General features: G+C 63.5%; 24 protein-coding genes. 8 read left to right on the top strand and 16 right to left on the bottom strand.

Annotation, left to right across the window (positions count from 1 at the left end; all coding sequences use genetic code 11):
• Nucleotides 1-19: 19 nt before the first annotated feature.
• Complete coding sequence (locus AUR64_RS09310) at nt 20-1,372, bottom strand: RDD family protein (protein ID WP_058581635.1); 1,353 nt, start codon at nt 1,370-1,372, stop codon at nt 20-22.
• A 122-nt stretch (nt 1,373-1,494) separates the two neighbouring features.
• On the opposite strand from AUR64_RS09310, the gene AUR64_RS09315 reads away from it, so the two are divergent.
• Nucleotides 1,495-3,111, top strand: a complete 1,617-nt coding sequence (locus AUR64_RS09315) for an acyl-CoA synthetase (protein WP_058581636.1) — start codon at nt 1,495-1,497, stop codon at nt 3,109-3,111.
• Between the two features lie 12 nt (nt 3,112-3,123).
• Here the strand turns inward: AUR64_RS09315 and AUR64_RS20465 are convergent, their stop codons facing one another.
• Entirely contained in the window at nt 3,124-3,291 is a 168-nt protein-coding gene (locus AUR64_RS20465) for a hypothetical protein (protein WP_155120557.1), read from the bottom strand.
• 40 nt (nt 3,292-3,331) lie between these two features.
• Nucleotides 3,332-4,057 (bottom strand): ferredoxin--NADP reductase, encoded by a 726-nt coding sequence (locus tag AUR64_RS09320; RefSeq protein ID WP_058581637.1) that lies wholly within the window; start codon nt 4,055-4,057, stop codon nt 3,332-3,334.
• A 144-nt stretch (nt 4,058-4,201) separates the two neighbouring features.
• Here AUR64_RS09320 and AUR64_RS09325 point away from each other — a divergent pair, with 144 nt between their 5' ends.
• Entirely contained in the window at nt 4,202-5,731 is a 1,530-nt protein-coding gene (locus tag AUR64_RS09325; RefSeq protein ID WP_058581638.1) for a cryptochrome/photolyase family protein, read from the top strand.
• 222 nt (nt 5,732-5,953) lie between these two features.
• Here the strand turns inward: AUR64_RS09325 and AUR64_RS09330 are convergent, their stop codons facing one another.
• The 3 genes from AUR64_RS09330 to AUR64_RS09340 all read right to left on the bottom strand — a co-directional run bounded on the left by AUR64_RS09330 (nt 5,954) and on the right by AUR64_RS09340 (nt 9,598).
• Entirely contained in the window at nt 5,954-6,148 is a 195-nt protein-coding gene (locus tag AUR64_RS09330; RefSeq protein WP_058581639.1) for a cold-shock protein, read from the bottom strand.
• A gap of 101 nt (nt 6,149-6,249) precedes the next feature.
• On the bottom strand, nt 6,250-8,919 hold the full coding sequence (locus AUR64_RS09335; RefSeq protein WP_058581640.1) for a heavy metal translocating P-type ATPase: 2,670 nt from the start codon (nt 8,917-8,919) through the stop codon (nt 6,250-6,252).
• An 88-nt stretch (nt 8,920-9,007) separates the two neighbouring features.
• Nucleotides 9,008-9,598, bottom strand: coding sequence for an AsnC family transcriptional regulator (locus AUR64_RS09340; RefSeq protein ID WP_058581641.1), 591 nt, complete (start codon nt 9,596-9,598; stop codon nt 9,008-9,010).
• A gap of 127 nt (nt 9,599-9,725) precedes the next feature.
• On the opposite strand from AUR64_RS09340, the gene AUR64_RS09345 reads away from it, so the two are divergent.
• The gene (locus AUR64_RS09345) at nt 9,726-9,923 is read left to right on the top strand and encodes a heavy-metal-associated domain-containing protein (protein WP_058581642.1); all 198 of its coding nucleotides are present in this window, start codon (nt 9,726-9,728) and stop codon (nt 9,921-9,923) included.
• 12 nt (nt 9,924-9,935) lie between these two features.
• Here AUR64_RS09345 and AUR64_RS09350 read toward each other — a convergent pair whose 3' ends face one another.
• Nucleotides 9,936-10,517, bottom strand: a complete 582-nt coding sequence (locus tag AUR64_RS09350; RefSeq protein ID WP_058581878.1) for a peroxidase-related enzyme — start codon at nt 10,515-10,517, stop codon at nt 9,936-9,938.
• An 84-nt stretch (nt 10,518-10,601) separates the two neighbouring features.
• Nucleotides 10,602-11,111, bottom strand: coding sequence for a metal-dependent hydrolase (locus AUR64_RS09355; RefSeq protein ID WP_058581643.1), 510 nt, complete (start codon nt 11,109-11,111; stop codon nt 10,602-10,604).
• Nucleotides 11,112-11,254: 143 nt separating this feature from the next.
• On the opposite strand from AUR64_RS09355, the gene AUR64_RS09360 reads away from it, so the two are divergent.
• Both AUR64_RS09360 and AUR64_RS09365 read left to right on the top strand, forming a co-directional pair.
• Nucleotides 11,255-11,497, top strand: a complete 243-nt coding sequence (locus tag AUR64_RS09360; RefSeq protein WP_058581644.1) for a hypothetical protein — start codon at nt 11,255-11,257, stop codon at nt 11,495-11,497.
• Between the two features lie 114 nt (nt 11,498-11,611).
• On the top strand, nt 11,612-12,676 hold the full coding sequence (locus AUR64_RS09365; protein WP_071391243.1) for a DUF4352 domain-containing protein: 1,065 nt from the start codon (nt 11,612-11,614) through the stop codon (nt 12,674-12,676).
• Nucleotides 12,677-12,686: 10 nt separating this feature from the next.
• Here AUR64_RS09365 and AUR64_RS09370 read toward each other — a convergent pair whose 3' ends face one another.
• The 4 genes from AUR64_RS09370 to AUR64_RS09385 all read right to left on the bottom strand — a co-directional run bounded on the left by AUR64_RS09370 (nt 12,687) and on the right by AUR64_RS09385 (nt 17,420).
• Nucleotides 12,687-13,472, bottom strand: coding sequence for an aldo/keto reductase (locus AUR64_RS09370; protein ID WP_058581879.1), 786 nt, complete (start codon nt 13,470-13,472; stop codon nt 12,687-12,689).
• A 105-nt stretch (nt 13,473-13,577) separates the two neighbouring features.
• Entirely contained in the window at nt 13,578-15,191 is a 1,614-nt protein-coding gene (locus AUR64_RS09375; protein WP_058581646.1) for a uracil-xanthine permease family protein, read from the bottom strand.
• 315 nt (nt 15,192-15,506) lie between these two features.
• Nucleotides 15,507-16,472: a carbohydrate kinase family protein gene (locus tag AUR64_RS09380; protein ID WP_058581647.1), complete on the bottom strand. Its 966-nt coding sequence runs from the start codon at nt 16,470-16,472 to the stop codon at nt 15,507-15,509.
• A gap of 159 nt (nt 16,473-16,631) precedes the next feature.
• Entirely contained in the window at nt 16,632-17,420 is a 789-nt protein-coding gene (locus tag AUR64_RS09385; protein WP_058581648.1) for a sugar phosphate isomerase/epimerase family protein, read from the bottom strand.
• Nucleotides 17,421-17,499: 79 nt separating this feature from the next.
• On the opposite strand from AUR64_RS09385, the gene AUR64_RS09390 reads away from it, so the two are divergent.
• The gene (locus AUR64_RS09390; protein WP_058581649.1) at nt 17,500-17,880 is read left to right on the top strand and encodes a hypothetical protein; all 381 of its coding nucleotides are present in this window, start codon (nt 17,500-17,502) and stop codon (nt 17,878-17,880) included.
• A gap of 61 nt (nt 17,881-17,941) precedes the next feature.
• On the top strand, nt 17,942-18,472 hold the full coding sequence (locus tag AUR64_RS09395) for a GNAT family N-acetyltransferase (protein WP_058581650.1): 531 nt from the start codon (nt 17,942-17,944) through the stop codon (nt 18,470-18,472).
• Between the two features lie 12 nt (nt 18,473-18,484).
• Here the strand turns inward: AUR64_RS09395 and AUR64_RS09400 are convergent, their stop codons facing one another.
• From AUR64_RS09400 to AUR64_RS09410, 3 genes are all read right to left on the bottom strand, one after another.
• The gene (locus AUR64_RS09400; RefSeq protein ID WP_058581651.1) at nt 18,485-18,754 is read right to left on the bottom strand and encodes a hypothetical protein; all 270 of its coding nucleotides are present in this window, start codon (nt 18,752-18,754) and stop codon (nt 18,485-18,487) included.
• Between the two features lie 46 nt (nt 18,755-18,800).
• Entirely contained in the window at nt 18,801-20,285 is a 1,485-nt protein-coding gene (locus AUR64_RS09405) for a sensor histidine kinase (RefSeq protein WP_058581652.1), read from the bottom strand.
• 90 nt (nt 20,286-20,375) lie between these two features.
• Nucleotides 20,376-21,518: an acyl-CoA dehydrogenase family protein gene (locus AUR64_RS09410; RefSeq protein WP_058581653.1), complete on the bottom strand. Its 1,143-nt coding sequence runs from the start codon at nt 21,516-21,518 to the stop codon at nt 20,376-20,378.
• 141 nt (nt 21,519-21,659) lie between these two features.
• Between AUR64_RS09410 and AUR64_RS09415 the strand changes: the two genes are divergently transcribed.
• Nucleotides 21,660-22,457 carry an RIO1 family regulatory kinase/ATPase domain-containing protein gene (locus tag AUR64_RS09415; protein WP_058581654.1) on the top strand — a complete coding sequence of 266 codons (798 nt, stop codon included), beginning with the start codon at nt 21,660-21,662 and terminating at the stop codon, nt 22,455-22,457.
• A gap of 65 nt (nt 22,458-22,522) precedes the next feature.
• On the opposite strand, the gene AUR64_RS09420 is transcribed toward AUR64_RS09415, so the two are convergent.
• The gene (locus tag AUR64_RS09420) at nt 22,523-22,951 is read right to left on the bottom strand and encodes a DUF4112 domain-containing protein (protein ID WP_058581655.1); all 429 of its coding nucleotides are present in this window, start codon (nt 22,949-22,951) and stop codon (nt 22,523-22,525) included.
• Between the last annotated feature and the right edge of the window lie 158 nt (nt 22,952-23,109).

A 23,109-nucleotide genomic window follows, 5' to 3' on the forward strand; every position in this document is an offset into this window, starting at 1 on the left:
CCTTCCAGTGAATACCGTCTCAGTCGGAACTGCTCTGCACGCCAATCGTCTCGTGTCCGGTCGTAGACTCCGCCGGAGCGGGTGCTTCGGCCACCCGAACCACCGTCGTGTCGGCGACGATGTCACCGAGTCGCTGTCGGTTCGGCGTCGCGGCCATCGTCACGAAGCCCACCGTGTAGAAAAAGAGGAAGTCGACGGGGCGAAGCAGGTTCCGAAGCGCCGCGGCGCGGCGAGTACAGCGAGTCCCGTCACTTTCGACGACGAGGAGGCCGAACAGTCGCTTGCCGAGCGTCCGTCCGTATCGGTGTTCGGCGACGTAGCCGTACAGTATCGCTGCGAGCGTCGGCGCGACGACGAACCCGCTCAGGACGACCATGCCCGCCGCCGTCCGAGTCAGGAAAGTCGTATCTGAGAGCCGTGATGCAGCGAGACCCATCCCCATGAACAGTGCGAACGCGGCGGCGAGCGTGACGACGCCGTCGACGACTGCTGCGCCGATTCGAGCGCCGAGGACGCTCCCCTCGGTTCCGGGTTCGCCGGTGAGTTCGGTGTTGTACTCGGTCGCTGACTCGGGGTTCTCGACTGTCTCCGTCGAGCGACGGAGCCACTTCGAGGTGTGCGTCTTCGAGACGCGAACGCCGGGGGTGTCGGCGTCGAGCAGTCCCGAGAGATGCGCGTTTCCGGTCACGAGACAGACGTCGCCGTACTCGCGGTCGGCTGACACCTCGCCGATGCGGTCGAGCATCGTCTCGTTTCGGGTGTCGATACCCGCGAGCACGAGCGCCAGAAACCCGACGCCGACGACGCCGACGGCGGTCGTCGACGCCCACGGACCGAAGACGAGTTGATGGAGGAACAGCAGCGAGAGTGGAAGCGTCAACACCGCCCAGAGACGAGTAGTGTAGACGGTGACGAGTTGAAGACTGACGAACGCGCCGACGAGTAGCACGACTGTACCGAGCGTTCCGGCGAGGTCGTAGACCAACAGCGCCGCGAGCGCCGCCCAGTTGGACAGTATCCACTTCGGCCCGGCGTCGGCGAGAAAGACGACCGGGTGGTCGTCGTCGACGGCGTGGACGTCCAGACCCCACTCCTCGACGAGTTCCGCGACGGCCAGTCGCTCCACGCCGTGCGGACTGCGCTGGAGGAGGGCGTACACGGGGTAGTGAACGAGCATCATGAGCACCAGTCCGAGACCGACGACTGGCGTGCGGGTGAACGCTCGAAGGTACGTCCGGTACGTTACGTTCGTCGCGGGCATCTCCACGAACAGCGCGTCGACGCCGTCGGCGAACTCGCCGAGTTCGGCGGCAACCTTCCCACGTCTGTCGGCGTGTATCGAACCGAACAGGCGGAGGTCCGTTCCGGTCATCTACCGTCTCGGTCAACTTATCGATTCGTTGTAATGTGTCGACTACTGTTGGTTTCGGACCGCCTGACCCGCCGACTGCGGCGACCCGAACGATTAACCACGACGGTAGCGACGTGGCGTGCATGGCAGTCTCATACGATGACGAACTGGCGTCGTTCGAGTGGGATATCCCCGCCGACTACAATCTCCCGGCGGTCGTCGAGTCGCACGCCGGCTCCTTCGGCGACCGAGTGGCCCTCCACTTTCTGAGCGAGAGTGGGCGCGAAGAGCGGACGTACGCGGACCTCCGCGACGACATGAACCGCTTTGCGAACGCCTTAGAAAAACTGGGTGTCGGCGAGGGCGACCGGGTGATGCATCTGCTCCCGCGGCATCCGGACGTGTTCGCCATCCAGTTGGGCGCACTGAAGCGCGGCGCACTGCTCGTTCCGTGTTCGTCGATGTTGAAGCCGAAAGACCTCCAGTTCCGCGCGAACGACTGCGAGGCGACGACCGTCGTCGCCCACGCCGACCTCACCGAGATGGTCGACCCCGTCGTCGACGACTCGCCGCTGTCGAATCTCGTCTGTGTCGACGGCGAGAAAGAGGGGTGGGACACTTACTCGGACCTCGTGTCGGAGGAATCGACGGCACACGACGGCCCCGAACTCGCCGCCGAGGACCCGATGTCCATCAACTACACCTCGGGGACGACGGGCCAACCGAAACCCGTTCTCCACAGACACCGGTGGATGCGCTGCTTCGAACTCGTCAACGCGCCCTACTGGTGGGGTGTCACCGCCGATTCGGACATGGACGACGAACTGCTGTGGGCGACGACGGGAACCGGCTGGGCCAAGTGGTTCTGGAGCCCCGTCGGCGTCGGTGTGACGACGGGGGCGACGCAACTGCTGTACGACGGCGAGTTCGACCCCGACCGATTCCTCGAACTCATGGCCGACGAGGGCGTGACTCGCCTCTGCGCCGTTCCGACGCAGTACCGGATGTTCACTCAGACCGACCTCGACGAGTACGACGTGAACCTGAAGTCGGCGCTGTCGGCGGGTGAACCGCTGAACCGCGAACCCATCGAGATGATAGAGGACGCCTTCGGCGTCACCCCGCGCGACGGTTACGGCCAGACCGAGACGGTAGCCTTGGTGACGAACTACCCCGGCATCGAGGTGAAACCCGGCGCGATGGGCAAACCGACGCCCGGCCTCGGAACCACGATAATCGACGAGAACGAACGGGAAGTCGACGAGGGCGACATCGGCGAAATAGCGGTCCCAATCGACTGCCCCGGCATCTTCGACGGCTACTACGAGAAGCCGAACCTCGACGAGAAGACGTTCGCGGGCGAGTACTATCGGACGGGTGATTTGGCCTCCCGCGACGAGGACGGGTTCTTCTTCTTCGAGGGCCGCGCCGACGACATCATCCTCTCGGCCGGCTACCGCATCGGCCCGTTCGAGGTGGAAGACGCGCTGGTGTCGCATCCGGCAGTCGCGGAGGCCGCCGCCGTCGGCAGTCCCCACGACGAACGCGGCAACGTGGTGAAAGCGTACGTCATCCTCGCCGACGGCTACGAGGGCGACGACGAACTCATCGAGGAGATACAGAACTTCATGAAAGAGGAGACGGCCCCGTACAAGTACCCGCGGCGGGTGGAGTTCGTCGACGAGTTACCCAAAACGTCGAGCGGGAAGATTCGCCGTATCGAACTCCGAGAGCGCGAAGAACAGATGTTCGGGGAGTAGTCGGGGCGGCGGCTACTCCGTCGGCCGTTCGTCGTTTGCGAAGCGCACGAAAACGACGACGGGCAAACCGAAGAACGCGACGACGACGAGAACGGGCAGGAGATACTGCAGTCCGAGTGCTTCGAGAGAGAGAAGCGCGGCGATGTAAATTAGGAGTGCGGTCTGGAGGGTCTGCGACATATCTCCGCCGACTCAGTGACCCTAAAAAAGCGTTTCGTGCCTACTCCTCGGACACGTCGTCGCCTTCCCAGCCCTCCGAGAACACGTGGTCCTCGGGAACGCCCTCGTCGTCCAGCAACTCTTTGGTGTCGACGACCATCTGCGGGACGCCGCAGACGTAGATGTTGCGCTCCTCAAGATTGTCGACGACCTCGGGTGCGTGTTCTTGGACGTGACCCGTCAGTCCGTCCCACTTCTCGTCGGACAGCGAGTACGTGACGGTGAGATTCTCGTTTTCGGCTTCGAGTTGGTCGAGCGTTTCGCGGTAGATGATGTCCTCTTGGGTTTTCTCGCCGTAGAGGAAATGTGCGTGGCCCGTCCCCTCGTCGACGTACTGCTTCAGCATCGCAATCATCGGCGTAATTCCCGTGCCCGTCGAGAGGAACACGACGTCCTCGTCGGCGTCTCGGAGGTAGAGGTTGCCGTCGAGGTCCTCAAGTTCTATCTCGTCGCCGCGTTCTCGGTCGTGCATCCAGACCGAGGCGGTGCCGTCGTCGTAGCGGCGGATGGCGAGCGTCAACTGCTCGGTTCCCGGGCGGTTCGTCGCCGTGTACGGCCGGACGACTTCCTCGCCGTCCTCGCTGTCCTCACCGTCCTGCGTGAAGTGAATCTGGGTATGTTGGCCGGGGTCGAACTCGAACACCTCGCCGTCCGTGGCGACGAGTCGGAACTGTTTGACAGTCGGCGTCAGTTCGTCCATCGACTCGACGGTGACCGTCCGTGTCATACGGTTCGAACGGCCGCGACTACCAAAGTCGTGGGTCCAAAAAGACGAAGTCAGTCGCATCCTGCATGTACGGGACTCTCGCTTCCGTGACGACGTTTCGAATTAGGTCAACGGCTATGCCAGTCGCGTCCTACCTCACGGACGATGACCGTCTGGATTCTCGGCGACCAGTTGACTCGGGACGTGTCGGTACTCGACGACGCAGACCGGGTGCTGATGGTCGAGGCGCACGCGTTCGCCGAGCGGATGCCGTACCAGCCTCAGAAACTGACGCTGTTGTTTGGCGCGATGCGGCAGTTCCGCGACGAACTCAGGAACGAAAGAATCGACGTGGCGTACTACGAGTGCGAGACGTTCGGCGAGGGTCTGGACGCGTTCTTCGACGAGTATCCGGACGCGGAACTCACCCTTCAGCGACCGTCGAGTCACGGCGCGGCCGAACGGTTTTCATCCATGGTCGAAGCACGAGATGGCTCGCTCACCGTCGTCGACGACGAACGCTTTCTCACCTCCATCGAGTTCTTCGACGACTGGGCCGAAGAACGCGAGAACGCCAGCGACGACGGGAGTGATACCCGTTTCCGCCACGAGAACTTCTACCGTCACGTCCGCCGCGAGACGGGAATCCTGATGGACGGCGACGACCCCGAGGGCGGCGAGTGGAACTACGACGACGAAAACCGCGAGACGCCGCCCGACGAGTGGAACGCCCCCGACGTTCCGAGATTCGACCCCGACGAGACGACGCGCGACGTCCACGAGTGGGTCACCGACAGATACGACGACCACTGGGGCAACCCGGACCTCGACGCGTTCGTCTGGCCGGTGACCCGCGAGCAGGCACTGCAAGCGCTCGACCACTTCGTCGAGGTTCGACTTTCGGAGTTCGGGCCGTATCAGGACGCACTGCTGCGCGAGGAGTGGGCGCTCTGTCACTCGCTTCTCTCCTCGTCGCTGAACCTCGGTCTGCTCACGCCTCGGGAAGTCGTCGACCGGGCAGTGTCGGCGTATGAATCGGGTGACGCCCCGCTGAACAGCGTCGAGGGGTTCGTCCGCCAGATTATCGGCTGGCGCGAGTTCATGCGCCACGTCTACCGGCGGTCGATGCCCGAGATGAACGATGCAAACCAACTCGACCAGACGCACGAACTACCGGAACTGTACTACAGCGGCGAGACGGAGATGGTCTGTCTCTCGGAGGCAGTGGGCAACGTCCACGCTCGCGGCTACGCTCACCACATCGAGCGTCTGATGATTCTCTCGAACTTCGCGCTCATCTACGGCGCGGACCCCCACGAACTCAACCGCTGGTTCCACTTCGGCTTCGTAGACGCCTACCACTGGGTGACGACGCCGAACGTCGTCGGCATGGGAACGTTCGCCACCGACGCGCTCTCGTCGAAGCCGTACGCCTCCTCGGGCAACTACGTGAACAAGATGAGCGACTTCTGCTCGTCCTGTCCGTACGCGGTGACGAAGACGACGGGCGAGAACGCCTGTCCGTTCAACGCGCTGTACTGGGATTTCTTGAAGGACAACGAGGAGACGCTTCGCGGAACCGGGCGGATGGGACTGATGTACTCACACGTCGACAACAAAGACGACGAGGAGTGGAACGAGATTCGCACCCGCGCCGCGGACCTTCGCGAGCGCGGCGCGGCGGGCGAACTGTAGGTGCGTTCGTGACAGCGCACGGTGTCGGCCGGTGCAGAGCCGACAGCCGTCGAACGCGAGCCGCGGGTATCCTTCGTGCGGCACGTGGTACCTCGCGTCAGGGGTTAATAACCGCATCTACCAGACAGCTGTCGCTGTCGGATTCTGCTGCCGGAGCGAAGCGACTGGGACCGAACGACGCAGTCGACCCGTCACCCGTCACCCGTCACCAATCACCCGCGTTTACAGTCGTTCGAGGTTCGTCGCGCGCGGTCCTTTGTCGGCCTGTTCGATGTCGAACTCCACTTCTTGGCCCTCTTCGAGGTCCTCGCCGCCGATGTCCTCCATGTGAAAGAACACGTCCTCGTCGGAGTCGTCCGTCTCGATGAATCCGTAGCCGCCCGTGTCGTTGAAAAACACAACCGTTCCAGTCGCCATCGTAAATTAATGGACGCGCAGAGTCTCAATAAGGGTTGTGTGGTTCACCCTGTGGTGTTCGTCACGACGAGTGAGAGGTGCCGCGAGGAGCGCTCCGACGATTACCGCAGGAAGCCAAGCAGACGGTACTCCTCGTCGGGGTCGTAGCGGCGGAACACGAGGCTGTTCGTCAGCACCGAGACGCTGGAGACGGCCATCGCCGCCGCCGCGAGCACCGGTTGCAGGAGGCCGAGCGATGCCAGCGGAATCATCGCCGTGTTGTAGCCGAGCGCCCAGAAGAGGTTCTGCTTGATTTTCGAGAGCGTCCCCTCCGAGACGCGCATGGCGCGAATCACGTCAACCGGGTCGTCGCGCATCAGCGTCACGTCGGCGGCTTCGATAGCCACGTCGGTGCCGCTGCCGAGCGCCGTCCCGACGAACGCCGCGGCGAGCGCTGGCGCGTCGTTGACGCCGTCGCCGACCATCATCACGCGGCGGCCGTCGTCCTGAATCGACTCGACTTCGTCTGCTTTCTCGTCGGGCATGACTTCGGCGCGGACGTTGTCGGCGTCGATGCCGACGCGTTCGGCGACGGCGCGGGCGGTCCGCTCGTTGTCGCCGGTGAGCATGAACACCGAGACGCCGCGGCCGCGGAGCGTCGAGACGGCTTCTTTCGCCGAGTCTTTGACTTCGTCGGCGACGGCGAGCACGCCGAGCAACTCGTCGTCGAGGGCGACGAGCATCGCCGTCTTCCCCTCGGATTCGAGGTCGGTCATGGTGTCGGCGGCGGGGTCGGGGTCGACGTCGTACTCGCGCATGAGGTCGGGCTTGCCGACCAGTGCGGTCCCGCGGTCGATACGAGCGCGGACGCCCTGTCCGGCGACGTTCTGGAAGGCGACGGGGTCGGAGACGTCGATATCCCGCTTCTTCGCGCCGGCGACGACGGCTTCGGCGATGGGGTGTTCGCTGCCCGACTCGGCGGCGGCGGCGACTTCGAGGAGGAGTCGCTCGTCGACGTCGGATTCGACGGCAGCACTCGCACCAGCGCCGTCGGCGCGGACAGCGTCGGAGTCGACGTCACCCGACCCGTCGGTCGTCGGCGAGACGACGACGGCGTCGGTCAGGTGCATCTCGCCTTTCGTCAAGGTTCCCGTCTTGTCGAAGACGACGGTGTCGACGTCGCGGACGCGTTCGAGCACGTCGCCGCCTTTGAACAGGATGCCGTGTTTCGCGCCGATGGTCGTTCCGACCATCGTCGCCGCGGGCGTCGCAAGGCCGAGCGCGCAGGGACAGGCGATGAGCACCGCCGACGCGAAGACGACGACGGCGAACTCGAACGCCGAAAGTGCGGCGGGGCCGCCGCCGACGAGACCCCACAGCGGAAGCGACGTGACGAATCCGGACAACGCCTGCGGGAACAGATACCAGACGACCGACCAGAAGACGGCGTTGGCGATGACCGCCGGAACGAAGTACGCGCTGATGCGGTCGGCGAGGTTCTGAATCTCGGGTTGACGGCTCTGGGCGTCGCGCACCATCCGGACGATTTGCTGCAGCGCCGTCTCGGAGCCGACTTTTGTCGCGCGGACGTACAACAGGCCGTTTTCGTTGATGGTCGAGCCGACGACTTCGTCGCCCGGCGATTTTTCGACCGGAACGGATTCGCCGGTGACGTTCGACTCGTCGACGGCGCTGGACCCGTCGACGACGACGCCGTCGGTCGGAATCTTCTCGCCCGGGCGGACTTTCATCACGTCTCCTTCTTCGACGTCTTCGAGGGGGACTTCGCGTTCGTTCTCGAACTCGGTGTCGTCTCGGTCTTCGGCGGTTTCACCGCCTTCGGGAGACGTCTCCACCTCGTCGACGACGGTGGCGTCGTCGGCTTCGAGTTCGAGCAGTTGGCGAATCGCCTCGCCGGCACGACCCTTCGAGCGGGCTTCGAGGTAGTTACCGAGCGTGATGAACACGAGGATGAGCGCCGCGCTCTCGAAGTACAGTTGCCCAACGTCCAAGAGGCCGACGAGGACGACGACGCTGTACAGGTACGCCGTCGTCGACCCGAGGGCGATGAGCACGTCCATGTTCGCCGTGCGGTTCTTCACGAGCGCCTTGTAGGAGTTGACGTAGAACTCCTTGCCGAGAAAGTACTGAACCGGCGTCGCCAGCACGAGCGCAATCCAGCCCATCTCGACGCCGAGAATGGTCTCGGGGACGGGAATCCCGACGAGGTCACCCATCATCAGAACCGAGAGCGGAACCGCCAGCGACGCGCCGAACAGCGTCAGGTTACGCTGGTGACGGAGTTCGGCTTTTCTGGCGTTTTCGCGGCGGTCACCTTCGCTCTCGCCGTCCTCCCTGTCGCCCGCATCGTCGCGCACCGGCGAGTAACCCGCATCCTCGATGGCGTCGTACACGTCCGAGCGCGATACTGCTTCGGGATTGTAGCGGACCGTCGCCTCGTCGGTGGCGTAGTTGGCGTCGACCGAGAGAACTCCTGAGAGGTCGCCGACGGCGCGCTCGACGGTCTGCACGCAGTTCGAGCAGGTCATGTCGGTGATGCCGACGTTCATCTCCTCGGCGACCGGGTCGTAGCCCGACCGTTCGATGGCGTCGTACACCTCGGCGAGACTCACCTCGTCGGGGTCGTATTCGACGGTGCCCTCGTCGGTGGCGTAGTTGACGTTCACCTCCTCGATGCCGTCGAGTTCCTCGACGGCGGACGTGACGGTCGACGAGCAGTTTGCACAGCTCATCCCCCGTACCTCGATTCGAACGCGTTGGGTCTCACTCATTGTATGGATATACGTACTACGTATTCATGCAACTTTTGCCTTCTATTCGAAGGTAGAATAGCTCCTAATCTTCGAAATGAAAGCAAATTCAGACACCACTTTGGAGACGCTCGTACCGCGCCTCGAAGTTCGACAGACAGGAGTCACAGCAGAAGTGGTACAGTTCGTCGTCGAAGCGGGCGGATTCGCCTTCGCTCGTGACGGTGTTGCCGCACTCGACGCAGGAGAGCGCCAACTCGGCCTCGCCGAGTCCGGGCGTCCACTCGTCGTCGACGACGAGGTTCGCGTCGATATCACGGATATCCTCCAAGTCGACGACGCCGTCGAGCAGTGCCGTCACGTCGCCGTCGCGTATCGGCGCGCGGAAGACGACGCGCGCGTCGGCGGTTCGAAACACGTGGTCGACCCTGTCGAGTGCCGTCAGCGCCTTCGCAACCGACTCGGCGGCGGCAGGTCGCACGTCGAGTTCGACGAGCATCGGCGACCCCTCGCGGAGGAGCGACCGGTTCACGTCGAGCGTGAACCGTCTGATGACGCCGATTTCGCGCAGTCGCTCTACCCTATCGGAGACCGCAGGTGCGGAGAGGCCGACGTTGTCGGCGATGTCACTGTACGGCCGCCGAGCGTCTTCCAAGAGGAGACGCAGAATCTGTCGGTCGGTGTCGTCGAGCGTGCGCATGGTCGTACATTCGGTACCGAGACTGAAGTGAATTCCGCCCTCTCCTCAGATTCGAAGGTGACATCCGAAATCGACCTCTGCTATCGAAAGGGAAAGGTGAAAGAGGCGACAGCGAGTAGAGTGAACCATGACGACGACACTCACCGTCGAAGGGATGAGCTGTGATGGCTGCGAGAAAAGCGTCGTAGAGGCGCTCGAAGGCGTCGACGGCGTCGACAGTGCGAGTGCGGACCACGAAGCGAACACGGCGAGCGTCGAAGGCGACGCCGACCCGCTAGACCTCGTCGTCGCCGTCAACGACGCGGGCTACGAGGCACAAGCGTAGAGCCGAACTGGACTACTCCTCTCGCGGTTGCCGCCCCAGCGAGTGAAACTCCTCGTTCGGGCGCATGTCGGCGAACATCGCCATCCGGTTCGAGAGGTTGAACATCGACGTGACCGCACCGATGTCCCAGATGGCCTCTTCGGAGTAGCCTGCGTCACGCAGTTTCTCGAAGTCATCCTCGCCGACTTTTGCAGGCGCTTCGGTGAGTTTTACGGCGACATCGAGCATCGCCATCCGCTCGTCGCTCACGTCCGCCGTCCGGTAGTTGGCGACGAGTTGGTCCGCGAGCAGTGGATTCTTCGCGTAGATGCGGACGAGTGCGCCGTGGGCGACGTTGCAGTAGTAGCAGTGGTTGACGCCGGAGACGGCGACGATTATCATCTCTATTTCTTCACGGTCCAGCGCCGTGTCGTCGACGAGCGCGTCGTGGTACTCGAAGAAGGCGCGAAAGTGCGAGGGTTTGTAGGCGAACCCGGAGAAGACGTTCGGGGTGAAGCCCGCGCGGTCGGTTTCCTCGGCGATTCGTTCTTGCAGGTCTTCGGGGAGGTCCTCGAAGTCGGGAACGGAAAATCGGCGCATCGCGTCGTCGTCCAGCGTCGGTGTGGAGTCGTCTGCCATACGCGCGGATTCGAAGAGACCGTACTTAATCGTGCGCTCGAATCCGAGTCAGGAGGAAAATCAGACGACGCCGAGCGCAGCGCTGACCCACGCCGCCGTGGCGAACACGCCGACGACGAACAGGCCGTAGTTCCACACCGAGTTGTCTGCCGTCGTCAACGACAGCGAGTAGCCGTTCCCCGAGAGCGGCCAGAGGAAGTTGACGCCCATCGGCGTGAGTGCGTCGCCGACGAGGTGGCCGACGACGGTCAGAAAGCCGACAGCAAAGGCAAAAACGGCGAGGCCGACGCTCGCCTCGCCGAGTGAGACGGTGAACGCACCGAGGGTGTTGGTAGCGACGGTGGCGACAGCCCAGAACAGGCCGCCGACGAGCGCCGCGAACAGAAGCGAGTGGGTCGGTCCGCGATGGGGAATGCCGGGTAGCTTGTGGTCTACGTCCGGGAGCATCGAGAGCCACAGCATCGTCGCACCGAGGACGAACGCGGGCGCGATAGCTCCCGCACTGACGAGCGTGTAGCCGATGGGCGCGAAGACGAGCAGCGAGACGCCGTAGTGGCCCGTACGGAACATGCCGCGGCGTTTCGTCTCCGGGTGTAAAACCGGTCCGCTTTCGGTTCTTTCACCGACAGCAACGTTACCGTGGACGGTTGCACTCGTGGCGTGTGAGGACCGCCCCGACAGTTAACCCGGTCGCTCGCATCTGTACGTACACCGTGGATTCCGCTGTCACCGTTCTCGCTGCGTCTGCCGCACCCGCAGCGTACGCCTCGTCCGCTGCATCCGCTGCCGTTTCGCAGTGGTCGTCCGCCGGTCTCACGCTCCAACTCGGGCCGATAGAGACGCTGGTGTCGACGTTCGGGCCGTTCGTCATTCCCGTGCTGATATTCGTCGTCGGCCTCGTCGGTTATCTGGTGTTGGTCGCACTCGGACGCGCCGGGTTGGTCAACGGACGCTGAAAGGTTGGTTTACCGAATTCAGAGGCGGATTCCTGTTCTCGAAGAGTCTTCAAGAATCTCTAATTATAGTATTGTCGCCATAACTATACGATAGACTTTGTTTGTGTGACTTGTATGGAAGACAACCATATTTTATCGACACGTAGAAAAACGCTCGTGGCTGGTGTGGGAGTACTTGCCGCGCTCGCAGGGTGCAGCAGTACAGACGATACCGCCGCAGGGTCGGCTGGGGGAGACGAAGACGGAGCGGATACTCAGTCGACGACATCCGCAGAATCTGACGGAGGTACTGAATCTGATGCCGAGTCCACGTCGGAACAGGGTAACCAACAACAGGAGGCCAACGTCGCTCTCGGAGAAACCGTCGAAGGGGAGAATCTCTCGATGGTTGCCCGCGAAGTTACGAAGACCGAGAAACTCGGCGAGTTTACCGAAGCTGAGAGCGGCAACACGTTTGCAGTCGTTCGGATGGCAGTGAAGAACACCGGTTCGGAGTTCGTCGATTTCAATAGCTTTCTCCAAGCCCGTCTCAAAGACGACTCGAACCACGTCTACGATGCTTCCTTCGGAAGCACGGACCACCCTATAGAGAGTGGGATTTTAGCGGCAGGAGAGGTCGCACGAGGGGACGTAGTGTTCGAGGTTCCGAAGAACGCTGGAGGGCTGACTATGCAGTTCGATTTCAGCACGTTCGACTTCTTCGAGTTCGAGCGGGTGACGGTCAATCTGGAATCAAAGGCCGACTCGATTCAGGACCTCAAGCAGTCGCTTCAAGTAGACATCCAGTCTCCCGGTGACGCTGTCGACCACGAGGGCGTTTCGGTTGCCGTTCACGGAGTACGCACCGAGACCGAGCTCGGCTCGTTCACCCAGGCAGAGGACGGGAACGAGTACGTCATCCCGGATATCGAGATTACGAACGATACCGGAGAACCTCTCAACGTCTCTACCGCCCTCCAGATGCGCGTCAAAGATGGCTCGGGGCTCGCGTTCATGGCCGATATCGGTGGGTCGTCACAGCTGAGTCAAGGATACTCGGAAGGGTCGGAGATTGCACCCGGAGAATCTCGTCGAGGAGAACTTGCGTACCAACTCGAACAGGGAACGAGCCCGCTCTATTGGACGTTTAACTTCCTAAACCTCTCTAACGAGATGAAGACGTTCTGGAAGCTTCGATAAACAGACCGACTCAGTTCCACGGCCCGTGGTCGGGGTCGATAACGCGCTTCTCGCGGTCGATTTCGTCTATCTTCGCCAGGTCGTCGTCGTCCAGTTCCAGTTCCTGGGCGGCGAAGTTCTCGGCGACGTGTTCGCCCGTCGACTTCGGGATGGGAACGATGGCGTCTTGGGCCATCGACCACGCGAGACAGACTTGCGGGACGCTCGCGTCGTGTTTTTCCGCCACCTCGACGAGTTCGGGTTCGTCGAATATCTCTCCCCGACCGAGCGGCGTGTACGCGACGAGTGGGTAGCCGTGCTCACGCGCGTCCGCACGGAGTTCCTCTTGGGGAAGCAGCGGGTGACACTCGACTTGATGGGCCGCGATGGGTGCGTCGAGAATCTCGCGAGCTTCGTCAAGTAGTTCCGGCGTGAAGTTGCTCACGCCGACGTGGTCGGTCACGCCTTCTTCGCGCAGTTCGTCGAACACCGGGAGCGTCGCCTCCGCGTCGTAGGCGTGGGTCGGCCAGTGGACGTACAGCAAATCGACCGAGTCGACGCCGAGTCGGTCGAGGCTCTCTTCGGTCGTCTGCCGCACGTTTTCGGGCGCGAGGTTCTTCGGATGGACCTTCGTCGCCAAAATCACGTCCTCTGGGTCGACGTCGCTCTGTCGAATTCCGGCACCGACGGGTTCCTCGTTGTCGTACATCTGGGCGGTGTCGACGTGGCGGTAGCCGATATCGAGCGCCGCAGCGACGGTACTTGCGCACTCCTCGGGGTCGTCGTTACCGGAGGTTCCGAGTCCCATCGGTGGCAGGTCGAGTGTCATGCTCGGTGAGAAGTGTTCCGCGCAAAAAGAGATAGGGAAGCCGGCAGACGCGGAGCGTTCCGAACGCGTCTCCGCCGAGAAAGAGAACGTCGCTCAGTCCGCTTTCGACGGTCTGTCGTCGTTGCGCACGAACCGGTCGTAGGCGGAGGCGAACTCCTCGTCGGACTCGGCCGCTTCCTCCCACGTCTCCAAGCCGCGTTCGGCACGGGTCCCTTCGATGGTGTTGTCGAGAACGAACGCGATGAGGCCGCCGACGGCCATGCCGGTGCTGCCGACGACGTAGAGCACGTCGCCGACGAGTTTCGTCCCGAGTATCGGACCAAGGAGTGCGACGTTCTGCAGTCCCTGGCGGAACGCCGCCGCTCCGCTGAGGTCCGGGTTCGCGGCCGCGACGTTGCCCATGTACGCCGGAATCGCCAGTCCGGCGAAGAGCGCGAAGCCGACGATGAACACGTTACGCGAGGAGTCGAGGTCGACGTATTCGAGATTCGAGAGGCCGACAGCGACGATTTGGCCGAACATCGCCAAGAACAGGCCGCCGACGATGGGGTCCGGAATCGTGGCGATGAGTTGCCCGAAGTAGCCGACGAACCCGACGACGAGCATCATCGCCGCGCCGACCTGCACCACGTACCGGGAGGCGACACCCGTGATGCCGATAGCGCCGATGTTCTCGGAGTACGACGTGGAGCCACCCGCACCCATCATACCGGCGAAGACGTTCATGATACCCTCCATGCCGATACCGTGGTTGATTCGTTTCTCGCTCGGCGCGCCGAGACCCGAGAGACGGGCGACGGCGTGGTAGTCGCCGAAACTCTCTATCATCGACGCGGCGACGCCGGCGAGCATCCCGACGACGAACGAGAGAGTCAGTTGTGGGATGCCGAAGACGAGCGACCCGACGACCGGGACGCCGACCGAGACGGTGTTCGCACCGCCGGCCATCCCCCACTGGAAGGGATGAATCGGCATGAACGCGGGTGCGGCGAGCACCTCACCCAGCGGAACGTAGCCGGGCATCCCGGCCTGGTAGACACCGGCGACGCTCAACCCGGCGGCGAGAGCGTACGCGGTGACGACGCCGAGAAGCACCGGGAAGAGCTTGAAGATTCGAGCGGAGGTGTCGAGATACTGCGAGAAGAGGACGATGAGACCGAGCGTCAGTCCCAACAGCCACCAGTCGTTCGTAACCGCGGTAATCTGCGGCGTGTTGAAAAGCGAGAGGCCGATGAGCGCGATAGTGGGTGCGATGACCACCGGCGAGACGAAGCGCCGAAGACGGCCGAACAAGCCGAGATAGCCGACGACGATTTCGGCCAGCGAGGCGGCGATGATTGCGCCCTGCAACTGCAAGAGCGCGTACTGCCAGTCCGCCCCCGGCGGGTTCCCCGTCTGTGCGACGGCGATAACCGCAAGCGCAGGCGCGAGCATCGAAAACGGCGCTCCCTGCACGATGGGGTAGCGGTTGCCGAACGTCGTCTGTGCCAGCGTGGCGATGCCCGAGACGACGAAGAACGTCCCGACGAACCGCGGAATCAGTCCGTCGGGAATCCCGAGTGCCGCCGCGAGAATCAGTGGGACGGCGATGTTCGCGCCGACCATCGTCAGGTAGTGCTGCAACCCGAGCAACAGCGACTCGCTCAGCGGTGGTTTGTCGTCGATGCCGTATTCGACGAAGTCAGATTCGGTCCGTTTACCCGTCATGGTACCCCGACCATTGGTCCAAACGAACCCGCGTTCGGTACTTATGCGGTCCGATTTGGTCGTATCGCTCGGAACGAAACACCGTTCGGCGTCGGTTCTCGACGCGGCGACTGCTCACCAAAAACACAGACTCGCTCAGTGGACTGTCTCGCACGTGATTTCCGACCGCTGGCTCTACGGGTAGGCGACCGGGTACGCCGCCGGCGGTGCGGCGGGAGTGCTCGTCCTCGTCGGTGTCGCGGCCGTTCACGTCTCTTGACGCCGATTCGCACCACGACCCCGAGCGCCGACTTCAGTCTCCACCGGCGTGCTGGCTCAGTGTTCGGCGTGGTCTTCGCTGAACGCGGTGACCGATTCCCGACTTGGCAGCGCCGTCATCGCGCCGGGTTCGGTAGTCGTCACGGCGGCGACGGCGTTCGCAAACGCGAGCGCCTCCGAGAGCGACTCACCCTCCGATAGAGCCGCGATGACTCCCGCTGTGAACGCGTCTCCCGCGCCGGTCGTGTCCACCGGTTCGACGCGGTAGCCCCCGTGGGTCGCCTCCAGTTCCTCACCGTCTGTCCACGGCGCGTCGGGAGTCGCGTACGCGTACGCCCCGGCGTCGCCGAGCGTGATGACCGCGGTGTGCGGGCCGAACGTACAGATTTCGCGGGCCAACTCTGCCGCATCGCCGGTGAGTCCGGCTTCTTCGAGGTCTTCCGGCGTCGCTTTCACCACGTCGGCGAGCGCGAACCCCTCCTGCACCGACTCGCGGTAGGAGAACTCCGTCCAGCGTTCCGGCCGCGCGTTCGGGTCGAACGAGACGGTCGTGTCGGTCTCCGCGGCGCGTTCGAGCAGGTCGAGAACTGCCGTCCGCGACGGGTCGGTGTCGAGCGAGAGGACGTCCGCGTGGAGCCAGCCGAACTCCGAGAGCGCGTCGTCGTCGACGGTGCCGGGTTCGAGTCGAGCGTCGGCGGCGGCGTCACGATAGAAACTGAACTCCCGGTCGGCGTCCTCGCCCAAACTGACGAACGCGAGCGTCGTCTTCCCGTTCGGGTCGCGTTCGACGTACTCGCCGGTGAGGCCGTGGTCGGCGAGGAAATCGGCGAGGAAGTCGCCGAACGGGTCGGTGCCGAGTCGCGTCCAAAAAGAGACGGGTGCGTCGAGATGCGAGAGTGCGACGGCGACGTTTGCGGGCGCACCGCCGGGTCGCCGCGAGAACGACTCCACCGACGCGAGACTGCCGGAGGCGTCGGGAATGAAATCGATGAGCGTCTCGCCGGCGACGAGAATACGTGTCATAGTCGACGGTACGCGAGCCGTCGCCATGAATCCGGGCGATTCGTGAGTCGGCGCTCGGTATTTCGGTGAGTTGGCACTCGATAGGTCGGTGAGTTGGTGCTCGGTGCATCGGCGATGAGGGTGCGCGCTGCGGCGTTCGACGGCCCGGGCCGGTCGAGTTCAGTAGTCGGCGAGCAGTTCGTCGAGATGTCGCTTGCTCGTCTCGATGTAGTCGTAGCCGAAGGTGAACACCTCCAGCGAGAGCGTCCCCGTCCAGTCGGCGGGGAACGCACCGAAGATTCGTTCGAAGCCGAGATTCCCCGCACCGAACGGGAGATGCTCGTCCGACGCCTGTCGCGTGTCGTTGAGGTGGACGTGGCTGATACGACTGCTGTGTTCTTCGACGAACGACGCGATGCCGCCGGTGTCGCGGCCGTCCATCCGGGCGTGGCCGGTGTCGAGTGTCATCGACGCCTTCGTCTCGGCGAGCAACTGGGGGAACTCGTGGGTACGAAAGACGCTCCGCGGAATGTTCTCCGCACAGACCTCGAACTCGTGTTCGGCGGCGTGTGCGACGAGTTCGCGGACCGATTCGAGAACGTTGTTCCGAAGGGACGTTCGGTCCCACGCCGGTGACCACGCGCCGGTCGTCGGGTGGAGGACGCCCTTTTCGGCCCCGAGCGCCGCAGCGGTGTCGATAGCGGCTTTCTGTTCGGCGACCGACCCCGCCCGGACGTGTTCGAACGGCGACCCGAGGTCGATGCCGCCGAACGGCAAGTGGACCTGCAACCCGAGACCGCGTTCGTCGAGCGCCGACCGAATCTCGTCGGCCCGGTCGTCGAGACGGCGGCGCTCGGCGTCGCCGTCCATCATCACCTCGACGTAGTCGAAGTCGTACTCGGCGGCCGCCTCGATAGCCGCATCGAGGTCCATGTTCATCTGCGTCACAAAACCGGTCCGGGCGTCCATGGCGTTCCTCGGGGCGCGAGCCGTTTAGGTGGTTCCCCGAATCCGAAGCTTTTCGCTCGTCTCTGCCCTGCTTCGAACGATGACGCGGCATCCACTCGTCGGATTCGACGCCGACATCGTCTCGCGCGTCGCCGCCGACCACGGAACGACCGCCGAAGCGCTTGCGACGCTGGTCGAACGCCACCAACAGTCGGTGCGCGAGTTGCCCGGCGTCGACGACATCGTCTACGAGTGGCGCAACGCCTTCACGGAGAACCCCGTCGTCGAGCGACGCGAGGACCGGTATCTGCTCTCGGTGCCCGCACACGTCTGGCCGGAGTTCGCGTCGGCGCTCTCGCTCTCCGAGGAGGAACTGGCGGCGCTGCGAGCGGTTCACGCCGACCAACTGCGCGTCGACGTGGACTCGGGAGACGGAAACACCGACTTCGACGACGACCCGATGGTTCTCGTCAGACCGTAGTTAGTGTGAACGACCCCCACACCACCGAACGATTCAGTAGCACCCGCCGAGAGCGTCACCTATGCCCGGACCGGTGTTCCTCCGCGGAGCGCGCGTCGAACTCCGACCCGTCGAGAAGGCGGACGTCGAGTTCGTCCAGCAACTCGTCAACGACCCCGAGGTGTGGTCGATGCTGGGTAGCCACCGACCGAAGAACCGCAAACAGGAACTGGAGTGGGTCGAATCCATCGGCGACGACACCGACGACCAGTTTCTCGTCTGCGACGACGGCGACCCGGTCGGACTCGTCGGGATGCACCCGAACGAGACGTGGGGAACCGCCGAACTCGGCTACATGGTGTCGCCGGAGGCGTGGGGTAACGGCTACTGCACCGACGCCGTCCGGACCGTCTCGCGCTACGCGTTCGAAGAGCGCCGACTGCACAAAGTCGTCGCCGAAGCGTACGACCACAACGTCGGTTCGCAACGTGTGCTGGAGAAAGCGGGGTTCACGTTGGAAGGCACCCACCGCGAGGAGGCGTACGTCGGCGGCGAGTATCGGGATTTGCTCCACTACGGACTGCTCGAAGACGAACTGAACCGAGTGGTGTGAGGCCGGCGCGAGTCAGAAACTCGGGTCGAAGCCGAACCCGAACGTGAAGTGGAGACCGAAAAGCGCCATGAACCCGGCCACGATGCGTACCGCCAGCAGTTGTGTGTCGGTCGGTTCTATCGTCGCCGACGTTCCGTCGTTGGTTCGAATCCGATTCTGCGTCATCGCGCGAGGTTTGAAGACGAACAGCAGCGCAACCGCGGCGAACAACAGGCCAAACAGTCTGATGAAGCCGAAACCGAAACTGAACTGGAGAGCAGTAGACCTCGTCGGTTGCGACACGGCTATCGAAGGTAGCGGTTCCGAAACCCGAAGACTGCGGCGGGGTTCACTCCGCCGCTGTCACCGAACGGAGTCGAAGCGTGACGACACTGCCTCGACCTTCGCTGTCCGCAAAACGGAGTTCGCCGTCGACCTCTTCGAGAATCCACTTCACCAACCAGAGACCGATGCCGCTCCCGTGTGCCAGCGGCGTCTCGACGCCGGATTCGAGCACCTCGCGCTCCTCGGTGGAGATACCGGGACCGTCGTCTCTGACCGAGAGGTCGACGAACTGCCTCCCGTCGTCGACGATTGTCCCGGCGGTGACGTCGACGACGGGAGACGGCCGGTCGTGGTGTTCGACCGCGTTTTCGAGCAGTTGGTCGAGTGCGACGCGGATTCGGTCGTCGCCGTGGACTCGGTGTGACTGTGACTGCGAGACCGACCCGGAAAACCTCGCTCCGGGGAACGTCCGGCGAGCGTTCTCCAGTGCGTCGTCGACCAACGTCGCTACCTCGACGCTCCCGACTGTGTCGGGCGTTCGGTCGAGTGTTCGGTCGACGAAGCGAGTTCGGTCGGCGAGTTCGGCCAGCGAGACGGCACGGTTACGGATGACTTCCGCGTGCTCGTCGACCGCCGGGGACACCGCGTCGGCCTGTACCAAGTCGGCGTAGCCGAGGACGACGTTCATGTCGTTTCGCAGGTCGTGGCGAAGCACGCGGTTGAGCACGTGGAGTCGCTGTTCGTACTGGCGGCGTTCGGTTACGTCGCGCGCGCTGATGATGATACCCTCCACCGCCGGGTCGTCGAGCAGACTGACCCCGACGGCCTCGAACGTCCGCCACGACCCGTCGGCGTGGCGATACCGATACTCGGTCCGTTCGGGTTCTCCCGAGACCATCGCTCGCTGGAGTACACCCATCGCCTTCTCGCGGTCGTCGGGGTGGATGTAGTCGAACGGATGTTCCCCGACGTGTTCGTCGGGGTCGTGGCCCATCACCGTCCCCATCGACGGACTGACGTACTCGAAGTTCGCCGCCGCGTCGAGGACGACGATGATGTCGTGGGAGTTCTCGATGAGCGCGCGAAACTGTCGCTCGGCGTGTCGACGCTCGGTGATGTCGCGGAACACGAGCACCGAACTGCCCCGTGGACCGTCGGCCGTCGCAGACACGTCGAAGATGACGTGGCCGTCCCCCTCGTCGACGACGAGTTCGGTGCGGGCGCTTTCGCCGTCGAGCAACGAGAGCACCGTCGGTGCGTCGGGAACTACGTCCGTCGCTGCCGCCCCGACAGGCACGCTCTCGAACCCGAACGCGGTACAGGCGGCGGGGTTCATCTCGACGACACACTGGTCCGAATCGAGGACGACGATGCCCTCGTCGAGTCGCTCGAACAGGTGTGCGCGCGCCCCGGGGACGACGTCGTCGAGACGGGACCGGAGCCACCGTACGTAACCGTCGCGCCGTAACAAGGCGACGGCAACGACAGTGATTCCCGCTCCGAGGAGTGCGAGCGCAACGAGAACGGTTGGGGCGGTGAGTGTGCTCATCGATAGGTCATCCGAAGCCGCCGACTTCAGCTTCGACTACCTGACGAGGAAAGATACTATAAAATGCACTGATACGACAGTCGAATCCGCTCAGAGGCCGAGTTGCCGCCCGAGGACGAGATGCTGAATCTCGCTGGTTCCTTCGCCAATTTCCATCAGTTTCGCGTCGCGGTAGAACCGTTGCGGGGAGAAATCCTCGGTGTAGCCGTAGCCGCCGAGCACCTGCACGGCGTCTTCGGCGACTTCGCGGGCGGCCTCACTGGCGTCGAGTTTCGCCAGCGCCGACTCCGTGCTGACGCGTTCGCCCGCGTCGTAGCGAACGGCCGCCTTGTGCGTCAGGAGGCGTGCGCGCTCGGTTTTGCGGTACATGTCGACGACTTTGTCGCGGATGGCGTCGAACTTCGAAATCGGCTGGCCGAACTGTTCGCGCTCACCGGAGTACTGTTTCGCCGCCTCGTACGCGCCCTGTGCGAGGCCCGTCGAGAGCGCGGCGATGGAGATGCGCCCGCCGTCGAGCGTTTTCATGGTTTGCTTCCAGCCTTCGCCTTCCTCGCCGAGCAGGCGCTCTTCGGGGATGCGCACGTCGTCGAGCGAGATTTCACACGTCGGCGAGCAGTTGAGGCCCATCTTGTCCCAGACGGTGGTGACCTCGAAGCCGTCGTCCTCCTCGGGGTCGACGATGAACGTCGAGATGCCGTCGTAGCCCTCGCCGGGTTCGGTGACGGCTTTCACGAGGACGCTTCCGGCGACGCTCGCGTTCGTGATGAACTGCTTCGTGCCGTTGAGAACGTACTCGTCGCCGTCTTTCTCGGCTATCGTGTCCATGTCGCTGGCGTCGCTGCCGCTGCCGGGTTCGGTGAGCGCCCACGCCGCCATCTCCTCGCCCGAGGCGAGCGGCGTCAGCCAGCGTTCTTTCTGTTCGTCGGTGCCGAACATCTCGATGGGCTTCGACCCGAGCGAGACGTGCGCGGCGTACGACAGGCCGATGCCGCCGGAGACGCGGCCGAGTTCCTCGGTGACCAGCGCGTACATCAACTGGTCGCCGCCGAGACCGCCGTACTCCTCGGAGATGGGGACGCCCATCATGTCGAGTTCGCCGAGTTCCTCGAACACTTCGGCGGGGAACCGGTGTTCGTTTTCGACCTCCTGGGCGATGGGGGCGATTTCCTCCTCGCAGAACTCGCGGACGCTGTCTCGAATCATCCGGTGTTCCGCAGAGAGTTCGAAGTCCATACCGACGACTGCGGGGAGACGAGTGATAAAGTCAGCGAACGACCGTGAGGAATTGCAGAGAACACAGTGTCAGTCGGTGTCGCTGTCGTGTCACGACGTTCGGGGCGTCACTTATTGCAGTTGCCCCCGTTTCACACGCCGATGGAACTCCGCCGTCTGGTCCGCGGCCGAATCGACTGGGACCGTCTCGAGGGAGTCGCCTACGCGCTCGCGGAGCGACTCGGCCGAGAGGAGGTCCACGTCCGATTTCTCGACGCGGACAACTGGCTGTCGACGCCGTTCGTCCTCGACGACGAGTGGTTCGTCAAGGTCATCAGCCGACAGAACTCGCTGGTTCACGCTATCTTCACCACGGGCCGAAACCTCGGCGCGTTTTCGAGCGGCACCGAAGGCTTCTTCGAACATTTCGGCACGCCGTATCAGATGGCCGAACACGAGTTGGAGGCGACGAAGAAGATGCGCGAAATCGGACTCAACGCCCCCGAACCCGTGGAGGCGCTCGAAATCGACGGCTTCGGCGTCGTCGTCCTCGAATACCTCCCCGAGTTTCGGTCGCTCGACCAGTTGGACCGTGAACGTGAGGCTGCACTCGCACCCGACCTGTTTGCGGCGCTGAAGACGCTACACGACAACGGTCTGGCTCACGGCGATTTACGGGGTGAAAACGTACTCATCCTCGACGGTGAACTGTACTTCATCGACGCGACGAGCGTCCGCAAAGGCGGACGAGAGGACGCTCGCTCGTACGACATCGCCTGCGGACTCGCGGCGTTAGAACCACTCATCGGCGCGCCAGCCACCGTCGAGGCGGCGCTCTCGGCGTACTCGATGGCCGACGTACTCGCGGCGCTCGAATTCCTCGACTTCGTCAACATCCGCCCGGACCACGACTTCGACGCCGCGGCGGTCAAAGGCGAAATCGAAAAACACGCGACGTGAGTCTGCGGCCGACGTCGCGTCGACGTCGGCGTCGTCGGTTGCCTCTGGCCCGGCGAAGCTACCGATTACTCCTCGTCGATTTCGATTTTGACCGGGTCGCTCTCGAACTCGTCGTCGTCGCCGGCCATCGATTCGAGGTGGTCTTCGACCATCTCGACGTTCTTGACGTTGGCTTTCCAGATAGCGTCGAACAGCGTCCCGAGGACGGGAACCGCGCCGACGACGGTGTCGACGGTGACGTTCGCTATCATCCGAAGGAGTTTGTTCAGCGGAACGCCGAGGTTCGCCGCCTCCGCGACGATGTACATCGACATCCCCGCCGAGACGAGGTCACCGGCCACCGGAAGCGCGCCCAGAATCGGGTCCGCACCGATTTTGTAGCCGACACCGGGAATCTCGACTGACTCGTCGAGGAACGTGGCGACGGCCCGGATGCGTTTCAGCGCGGGTTCGTCCAGCGACTCCGGCGCGTCTTCGATGGAGTGGTCGTCCATATCCCCACAGTTGTGGTCCAGACGTATGACGGCTCTGCCTGTTCTGTCACCAACCAGTTGGGCGACCGGACGGTCACGCCGCGGGTCGGGACCGACCCGGCGAACCGTTCCGTGACCGGGTGTCTTTTTAAGCTATCCCTTCGCAAATTTTGTCACAG

Source organism: Haloprofundus marisrubri (assembly GCF_001469955.1).
Taxonomy (GTDB): Archaea; Halobacteriota; Halobacteria; order Halobacteriales; family Haloferacaceae; genus Haloprofundus; species Haloprofundus marisrubri.

Coding starts and splice junctions, on each gene's coding strand:
- AUR64_RS09315 (WP_058581636.1), top strand. CDS start 1,495: ATGGCAGTCTCATACGATGACGAACTGGCGTCGTTCGAGTGGGATATC.
- AUR64_RS09330 (WP_058581639.1), bottom strand. CDS start 6,148: ATGGCGACTGGAACGGTTGTGTTTTTCAACGACACGGGCGGCTACGGA.
- AUR64_RS09380 (WP_058581647.1), bottom strand. CDS start 16,472: ATGACACGTATTCTCGTCGCCGGCGAGACGCTCATCGATTTCATTCCC.
- AUR64_RS09415 (WP_058581654.1), top strand. CDS start 21,660: ATGGAACTCCGCCGTCTGGTCCGCGGCCGAATCGACTGGGACCGTCTC.
- AUR64_RS09405 (WP_058581652.1), bottom strand. CDS start 20,285: ATGAGCACACTCACCGCCCCAACCGTTCTCGTTGCGCTCGCACTCCTC.
- AUR64_RS09310 (WP_058581635.1), bottom strand. CDS start 1,372: ATGACCGGAACGGACCTCCGCCTGTTCGGTTCGATACACGCCGACAGA.
- AUR64_RS09335 (WP_058581640.1), bottom strand. CDS start 8,919: ATGAGTGAGACCCAACGCGTTCGAATCGAGGTACGGGGGATGAGCTGT.
- AUR64_RS09340 (WP_058581641.1), bottom strand. CDS start 9,598: ATGCGCACGCTCGACGACACCGACCGACAGATTCTGCGTCTCCTCTTG.
- AUR64_RS09395 (WP_058581650.1), top strand. CDS start 17,942: ATGCCCGGACCGGTGTTCCTCCGCGGAGCGCGCGTCGAACTCCGACCC.
- AUR64_RS09410 (WP_058581653.1), bottom strand. CDS start 21,518: ATGGACTTCGAACTCTCTGCGGAACACCGGATGATTCGAGACAGCGTC.
- AUR64_RS09420 (WP_058581655.1), bottom strand. CDS start 22,951: ATGGACGACCACTCCATCGAAGACGCGCCGGAGTCGCTGGACGAACCC.
- AUR64_RS09365 (WP_071391243.1), top strand. CDS start 11,612: ATGGAAGACAACCATATTTTATCGACACGTAGAAAAACGCTCGTGGCT.
- AUR64_RS09320 (WP_058581637.1), bottom strand. CDS start 4,057: ATGACACGGACGGTCACCGTCGAGTCGATGGACGAACTGACGCCGACT.
- AUR64_RS09345 (WP_058581642.1), top strand. CDS start 9,726: ATGACGACGACACTCACCGTCGAAGGGATGAGCTGTGATGGCTGCGAG.
- AUR64_RS09390 (WP_058581649.1), top strand. CDS start 17,500: ATGACGCGGCATCCACTCGTCGGATTCGACGCCGACATCGTCTCGCGC.
- AUR64_RS09385 (WP_058581648.1), bottom strand. CDS start 17,420: ATGGACGCCCGGACCGGTTTTGTGACGCAGATGAACATGGACCTCGAT.
- AUR64_RS09375 (WP_058581646.1), bottom strand. CDS start 15,191: ATGACGGGTAAACGGACCGAATCTGACTTCGTCGAATACGGCATCGAC.
- AUR64_RS20465 (WP_155120557.1), bottom strand. CDS start 3,291: ATGTCGCAGACCCTCCAGACCGCACTCCTAATTTACATCGCCGCGCTT.
- AUR64_RS09355 (WP_058581643.1), bottom strand. CDS start 11,111: ATGTTCCGTACGGGCCACTACGGCGTCTCGCTGCTCGTCTTCGCGCCC.
- AUR64_RS09325 (WP_058581638.1), top strand. CDS start 4,202: ATGACCGTCTGGATTCTCGGCGACCAGTTGACTCGGGACGTGTCGGTA.